Source organism: Exiguobacterium sp. s7 (genome assembly GCF_018618195.1).
Classification (GTDB): domain Bacteria; phylum Bacillota; class Bacilli; order Exiguobacteriales; family Exiguobacteriaceae; genus Exiguobacterium; species Exiguobacterium mexicanum_A.
This window is the reverse complement of record NZ_JACSLO010000022.1, coordinates 1-6,895: the sequence shown is the minus strand read 5'-3', so window position 1 is coordinate 6,895 and position 6,895 is coordinate 1. Positions and strand designations below refer to the sequence as shown.

Genomic DNA, 6,895 nt, shown 5'->3' with positions numbered 1-6,895 from the left:
CTCCACTTTCTTTTTTTTACACTTTTTTAAGCCTGGAGTTGTACCCAAGCCCGGCTGAAGGGGACGGACTCGAAATCCGTTAGGAGTCGTAAGGCTCGCGTGGGTTCGAATCCCACCAACTCCGCTTGTTTTGGCATCTGCATGGGCAGATGCGTTTTTTTATGGTCGTAGACTCCGGTCTGCGGCTTTTTTGTTTGTGGCAATCCGACGAAATCTGGCTAAGCCGCACGTAAACCGGGAATCTACATAGAGTAGACTATAGTGGCGCGTAAGGAAGGAGATGAGCGTCATGGATTGGATTGAGATGTATATCGATGAGGTCGTGCGACACGTTCCTCCGAAACGGCGCGAGGAGGCGGCTACCTCGATTCGGCAATCGATCGAGGCGGCATTGCCCGAACACCCGACTGAGGCGGACGTGAAACGAGTGTTAGAGGAGATTGGGCATCCAACCGTCGTTGCCGCACGTTATAAGGAAGGACAGTATGTCATCGGACCACGTTTTTTCCCAATGTATGTGACCGTAATTAAACTTGTCGTTCCAATCGTTTTAGCTGTCGTTTTCTTCGGTCTCGTGTTGTCTAGCATGCCGACGTTCTCAGGACCGCTTATGCCGACGATCGGCACATTTTTGACGAACATGTTCGATGCGCTGTGGGAGGTCGGGATTCAGCTCGTGTTTTGGATTACGCTCGTCTTCTTTTTGATTGAGCGCTATGCACCTGATGATGTACCGGCGCCAGATATGAAATGGGATGTGTCCAAGCTGAAAGAACGGGTGAAGGGCGGTCGAATCAGTAAATTTGACGCAGGGTTCGGGTTGTTTTGGACAGCCGTGTGGTTTGGCGTGTATATTAACGCCGAACAGTTACTAGGGATTTATGAATCTACGAACGCGGGGTTCACGATGATCACTCCCATCTTCAATCAAACGTTCCTGATGGATGTGATTTGGTTATTTGTGACCGTCATCTTGCTTCAAGTCGTGCTTGGGGTATGGAAATGGATGAACGGACATTGGACGTATGCGCTCGCTTCGTTTAATTTGATCTACAATATTGCCTCGGCAACGTTCATCATCTGGATGGCCAGTTCCCCACAGTTACTCGATCCACGATTTTTGAACTGGATCGAGACGAACGTTCCGAACGGTATGCTCTCGTTCGATTGGGTATTTGGATTGGTCGTCGCCATCACGATTTTGGCCGCAGTGTTTGATTCCATCGACGGTTTCCGAAAAGCTCGGAAGACGCCGACGTATCGAAAACCTCGTATCGCCCACACATAAAAAGAAGGTGCACCGCTCAAGCGAGCGGTGCACCTTCTTTACTTATCTGACTTTCGCTTCGCGAGCGATCGTCAATTGTTTCTCGATTTTCTCCAAGATGAGTTCAACCGAGTTAGGGTCATTGATCAAGTCATACTCTTCGATTGAGAGACGAAGTACAGGGCAAAGGTTGAAGTTGTTGATCCACTCCGTATAACGAGCGTACATCTCTTCCCAATATGTGATCGGTGTTTGTTGTTCCATCTCGCGCCCGCGCATTTGAATGCGGTCGAGTACTTGCTCGAATGAGCCTTCAAGATAAATGAGAAGGTCAGGGTGTGGGAAGAATGGTGTCAGTACCATCGCTTCAAACAAACTTGAGTACGTCTCGTAGTCGGTTGGAGACATCGTCCCTTTTTCATAGTGCATCTTGGCAAAGATGCCAGTATCTTCGTAAATCGAGCGGTCTTGGATAAAGCCGCCGCCGTATTGGAAGATTTTCTTCTGTTCTTTGAACCGTTCAGCCAAGAAATAGATTTGAAGGTGGAAACTCCAACGCTCAAAATCATGATAAAATTTATCGAGATAAGGGTTCGTGTCTACTTTCTCAAGTGAAGTGCGGAAGTTGAGGGCATCGGCAAGTGAGTTCGTGATCGTTGATTTACCGATTCCGACCATTCCACCGATCGTGATGATCGTATCGTTCGGAATGTTATATTTTTCATTCAGCGTCATTTGATTTTTGCTCCTTTAGTCAATTCTAATTCACGTTCGATCGTCGAGAGGACGTGCGTCAAATCATCCGGATTTTGGACGAAGTCGAGCTCATCTCCGCTAAACGAAAGAATCGTCACTTCGGGATGCGTCGCGCGGTATGATTCGATAAACGTTTCATAATCATGAGCGAGCTGTTCGAGGTAATCGCGAGACATGTTCTCTTCTACTTCACGTCCACGCAAGGCGACACGTTTCATTAACGTCTCGATGCTGGCGTGTAAGTAGATGACGACATCAGGTTTCGGCATATCGTGTGTCAAAATCTTATAGATTTGCTCATATTTGTTCAAATGAGCTGGTCTCAGGGAACGGTGAGCGAAAATTAAGTTCTTGAAAATATGATAGTCAGAAACGACGGATTGCTGTTGACTCAAGTGGTGTTTGTGGATATCGTCTAATTGCTTGAAGCGATTGCAAAGGAAGAACATCTCCGTTTGGAAGCTCCATTCGTCGATATCTTCATAAAACTTGCCGAGAAACGGATTCTCTTCTACAATTTCATTCAGCATCTGCATTGAAAAGTGCTGACTGATGATATGGGCCAGTGACGTTTTCCCGACACCAATCGGTCCCTCTACCGTTATAAACATATGATGTCATCCTCCATTATCCAAAGTGCAAGTTCCATTCTAGCATACAATGAAGTGGATAGGGCGAGCGAAATGATTTTCATTTTTTTTCATAATAAGTGATCAGAAACGGAGTGTGTATATGGAACGAGATGAACGATTTATGAGGCTCGCCATTGAAGAAGCAAAGAAGGCGGAAGCAATCGGCGAAGTCCCGATCGGATGCGTCATCGTTAAAGGTGATGAGGTGATTGCCGTCGGTCATAATCGTCGGGAAACCGACTTGTTGGCAGCGGCCCACGCCGAGATGATTGCGATTGAGCAGGCAAACCAGGCGCTCGGCAACTGGCGTTTAGAGGATTGCGAACTGTTCGTCACGTTAGAGCCGTGTCCGATGTGTGCGGGTGCCATCGTGCTGTCTCGTGTGAAGCGGGTCATCTTTGGTGCCCACGATCCGAAGGGTGGATGTTGCGGGACGCTCATGAACCTCGTCCAAGACGAACGCTTCAACCACCAAGCTGAAGTGACTGAAAATGTTTTAGCAGAAGAGTGTGGCGAGTTGCTGACAGTATTCTTCCGAAACCTTAGAGAACGGAAGAAGCAGGCGCGGCTTGAACAGAGAGGTTGCAACCCACCTGATTAAACAGTATAATGTAATAGCACTCAACGTAGTGCCTAACTTCATTTACCCATTTGCCGTGCTAGGCGGGGAGGTAGCGGTGCCCTGTAACTCGCAATCCGCTATAGCGAGACTGAATTCCGATTCGAGGGAGTGCATTGGTGTGGCCTGTCCTCGTGTAAGTGGCGTTGACGTCTGAGTCCTGCGCAACGGTCACCCATGAACCAGGTCAGGTCCGGAAGGAAGCAGCCTTAAGTGGTGACGTACCGTGTGCCGCAGGGGTGCTTGGGCCGAGCAAACTGCATGAGTAACGCACATTGACGTGCTTTCAGAAATCGGTGCGCGGCAGATTTATTTAATAACTTCAATCTACGGCCCCAGGGTTGTAGATTTTTTTGTATGATGAAATAGAGAATGTAAGGAAGAAAGGAGGCGGGGACATGGCGTATCAAGCGTTGTATCGGGTTTATCGTCCGCAGTCGTTCCAAGAGGTTGTCGGTCAAATTCATATCACACGAACGATTCAAAATGCGTTGCTTGAGGAACGAATGTCACATGCCTATTTGTTCTCGGGTCCACGAGGGACCGGGAAGACAAGTTTGGCGAAAATTATCGCGAAAGCCATCAACTGCGAGACGGCGCCTACACGAGAGCCGTGTAATACGTGCCCGACTTGTATTGCAATCACAGAAGGGACAAGCCCGGACGTGTTTGAAATCGATGCGGCTTCAAATAACGGGGTCGACGAGATTCGAGAAATCCGGGATAAAGTCAAATATCCGCCTTCTCAAGCGCGCTTCAAAGTATATATCATCGATGAAGTGCACATGCTTTCGACAGGTGCCTTCAACGCCTTGTTAAAGACGTTAGAAGAACCGCCGGCGCATGCCATCTTTATTTTGGCGACGACAGAACCGCATAAAATTCCAGCAACTATTATCTCGCGTTGTCAGCGTTTTGATGTGAAACGGCATGAAGTCGGTCAATTGCAGACACGTATGGCATATATCTTGAACGATCAAGATTATGACTATGATCCAGAGGCGCTCAAGCTGATTGCCCGTGCTGCCGACGGTGGGATGCGCGATGCACTCAGCCTACTCGATCAAGCGCTCGCTTTTAGCGATGGCCGTTTGACCGAAGACGCTGTGCTAGAAGTGACCGGCGCGGTGACAGATGATGCTCTGCTCGATATGGCTTACGGCTTACAGCAAAAGCAACTTGATCAAATTTTGAGTACGTTGGAAACGATGCTGCGTGAAGGTAAGGATTTGAAGCGATTCATTGAAGATCTCGTATTCGTTCATCGTGACGCCTTACTATTAAAGGCCTCACCTCAAGCGGTCGATTTACTCGAACGCGCTCGTCCGACAGAGACGTTCCGACAATTTGTTGAAGCGACGTCGACAGATGAACTATTCCAAGTGATTGAAGAGTTGAATGATTGTCAGCAACAGATGCGATTATCGAATCATCCGAAAGTTTTGGTAGAACTAACGTTTATTCGTATCGCCGAACAAGGGCGGACGATGACAGAACAGATGAAACAACTTCAAGAGCAGGTCCGTGAACTGAGTCGCGAGTTGAGTGAGGTCAAAAAAACGGGAGTCCCTGCAGCGGAAGCAACAACAGAGAAACCTAAAGTTGCCAAGCGAACTCAAATTCGAGTCCCGAAAGAACGCATCCGTCAATTATTGCAACGAGCGGAACGACAGCATTTAAACGCAATACGTGATAGCTGGGAAGATATCATGGGGAATATCCGAACGCAGGATGGTCCAATTTTTGCACTATTCTATGAGAGTGAGGCTGTGCTTTGTGCTAGTGACACCTTACTGGTACAATTTAAAGATGGGATGACGTGGCACTACGAGCAAGTTAGCTCGAACGGTCGCACGCGAGACGTGATTGAACAAGCCTTGTTTGAAGTGACGGGAATTCGTCGAGAAATCATGGCCGTACTAGAGACCGATTGGGTTGAGTTGAAGAATGAGTTCATCCTTCGTAAACAAGCTGAACGTTCGGATCATAAAGAAGAGGAAGTGGTTGAAGAAGATCCACTTGTCTCGAAGGCCGTTGAACGTTTCGGTGACGTCGTTGAAATTGAAGAAGTTTAAAAGGAGGCGCTCTACATGCGTGGAATGGGAAACATGAACAATATGATGAAGCAAATGCAGAAAATGCAAAAAGATATGGCGAAAGCTCAAGAAGAATTGAAAGACTTGACTGTTGAAGGTACGGCAGGTGGCGGCATGGTAAAAGTTATCGTCAGTGGACATAAAGAAGTGCTAGATGTCATCATCGCTGAAGATGCTGTCGATCCAGATGACGTCGAAATGTTGCAAGATCTTGTTTTGGCAGCAGTTAACGACGGGATGAAGCAAGCTGACCAACTCGTTAATGACAAAATGGGACGTTTTACGCAAGGGATGAACCTTCCAGGCTTTTAAGTGAAGAAAGGAACGATGTGAGTTGCAATACCCTGAAGCGATCGGACGTTTGATTGAAAGCTTTACCAAATTGCCGGGCATTGGTCCGAAAACTGCCATACGTCTAGCATTCCACGTATTAGATATGGAAGAAGACGATGTGCTGACGTTCGCTAAGGCTCTTGTCAGCGCTAAGCGTGATATTAAATATTGTACGGTATGCGGGCACATTACAGATGTTGACCCATGCGCGATTTGTACGGATTCCCATCGCGACGAGACGGTGGTCTGTGTTGTTCAAGATTCTAGAGATGTGATTGCGATGGAGAAGATGCGAGAGTATCGTGGGAAGTACCATGTCTTGCATGGGGCGATTAGCCCAATGGAAGGGATTGGTCCTGAAGATATTAACGTGTCGAGCTTGTTAACGCGTCTTCAAGAAAATGAAGCGATTAGTGAAGTGATTTTGGCCACTAACCCGAACATCGAAGGGGAAGCGACTTCAATGTATCTGTCCCGACTCTTAAAACCGACTGGGATTCGTGTAACGCGTCTGGCGCATGGTTTACCTGTAGGCGGCGATCTAGAATATGCGGATGAAGTGACCTTATCAAGAGCGATGGAAGGTAGACGCGAACTATGAGATGGTTTCGCAAACCTCTCCGAGACGGATATGACCAACGATTTTTGTTAGAGCTGTTAGATGCTAAGGCGAAGTACGAATCGAAACGTCACATACTTGAAGTGAGTATCGAAGACACTGGGGAATTAGCAGCGCAAGTTAAACAAGCGGAAGCATTGTACTTCTTTTATTTAAAAGAGGCGAAGCAACGCAAAGTTTCACTTTCGAATTTAAGATCGTAAGGCGAGATATTCCATCTCGCTTTTTTATATGCCGAATGGTTAGGTCCATTCAACGTTCACTTTTTTCTCTATATAATGAAGAAACTAGAAACGCGTTCATCATTTTCTACAAAAAATGCAGACGACTAAAAAATAATTTAAAGTTTTTCTGAAAAAGCTATTGTGTATTCAAAGTTTTATTGATATATTAATAGACGTCGCCGAGAGCGGTTTTAAAAATCTAAAAAAGATATTGACTTCTCGTTAATAGCTTGTTAAGATATTTAAGTCGCCAAGAACGACAGACGAACTTTGAAAACTGAACGATGAGGCAAAAATAAGTTTTACAATTTTTGAATGAAGCGCAAGCTTCGTCATTTTTAAAGAGCTA

At 46.6% G+C, this 6,895-nt stretch carries 8 protein-coding genes, 1 tRNA gene and 1 other RNA gene; 8 read left to right on the top strand and 2 right to left on the bottom strand.

The window, feature by feature from the left end; all coding sequences use genetic code 11:
• Positions 1 to 34: 34 nt before the first annotated feature.
• Together KNP79_RS15150 and KNP79_RS15145 are read left to right on the top strand one after the other, a co-directional pair.
• Positions 35 to 124, top strand: a tRNA-Ser gene (locus KNP79_RS15150).
• Positions 125 to 289: 165 nt separating this feature from the next.
• Entirely contained in the window at positions 290 to 1,288 is a 999-nt protein-coding gene (locus KNP79_RS15145) for a hypothetical protein (protein WP_214755138.1), read from the top strand.
• Positions 1,289 to 1,330: 42 nt separating this feature from the next.
• Here the strand turns inward: KNP79_RS15145 and KNP79_RS15140 are convergent, their stop codons facing one another.
• Both KNP79_RS15140 and KNP79_RS15135 read right to left on the bottom strand, forming a co-directional pair.
• Entirely contained in the window at positions 1,331 to 2,002 is a 672-nt protein-coding gene (locus tag KNP79_RS15140; protein ID WP_021065290.1) for a deoxynucleoside kinase, read from the bottom strand.
• The gene (locus KNP79_RS15135; protein ID WP_034781893.1) at positions 1,999 to 2,634 is read right to left on the bottom strand and encodes a deoxynucleoside kinase; all 636 of its coding nucleotides are present in this window, start codon (positions 2,632 to 2,634) and stop codon (positions 1,999 to 2,001) included. Before KNP79_RS15135 ends, KNP79_RS15140 begins: the two co-directional genes overlap by 4 nt.
• Before the next feature lie 121 nt (positions 2,635 to 2,755).
• On the opposite strand from KNP79_RS15135, the gene tadA reads away from it, so the two are divergent.
• From tadA to KNP79_RS15105, 6 genes are all read left to right on the top strand, one after another.
• Positions 2,756 to 3,256, top strand: a complete 501-nt coding sequence (gene tadA / locus KNP79_RS15130; RefSeq protein WP_214755137.1) for a tRNA adenosine(34) deaminase TadA — start codon at positions 2,756 to 2,758, stop codon at positions 3,254 to 3,256.
• A gap of 53 nt (positions 3,257 to 3,309) precedes the next feature.
• Positions 3,310 to 3,578: signal recognition particle sRNA large type (gene ffs / locus KNP79_RS15125), an RNA gene on the top strand.
• A gap of 94 nt (positions 3,579 to 3,672) precedes the next feature.
• Positions 3,673 to 5,349 carry a DNA polymerase III subunit gamma/tau gene (gene dnaX / locus KNP79_RS15120; protein ID WP_034781888.1) on the top strand — a complete coding sequence of 559 codons (1,677 nt, stop codon included), beginning with the start codon at positions 3,673 to 3,675 and terminating at the stop codon, positions 5,347 to 5,349.
• A 15-nt stretch (positions 5,350 to 5,364) separates the two neighbouring features.
• Positions 5,365 to 5,682, top strand: coding sequence for a YbaB/EbfC family nucleoid-associated protein (locus tag KNP79_RS15115; RefSeq protein ID WP_034781885.1), 318 nt, complete (start codon positions 5,365 to 5,367; stop codon positions 5,680 to 5,682).
• Positions 5,683 to 5,704: 22 nt separating this feature from the next.
• Positions 5,705 to 6,304: a recombination mediator RecR gene (recR, locus tag KNP79_RS15110; RefSeq protein WP_021065285.1), complete on the top strand. Its 600-nt coding sequence runs from the start codon at positions 5,705 to 5,707 to the stop codon at positions 6,302 to 6,304.
• Positions 6,301 to 6,525, top strand: a complete 225-nt coding sequence (locus KNP79_RS15105; RefSeq protein WP_034781883.1) for a YaaL family protein — start codon at positions 6,301 to 6,303, stop codon at positions 6,523 to 6,525. Before recR ends, KNP79_RS15105 begins: the two co-directional genes overlap by 4 nt.
• Positions 6,526 to 6,895: the final 370 nt, after the last annotated feature.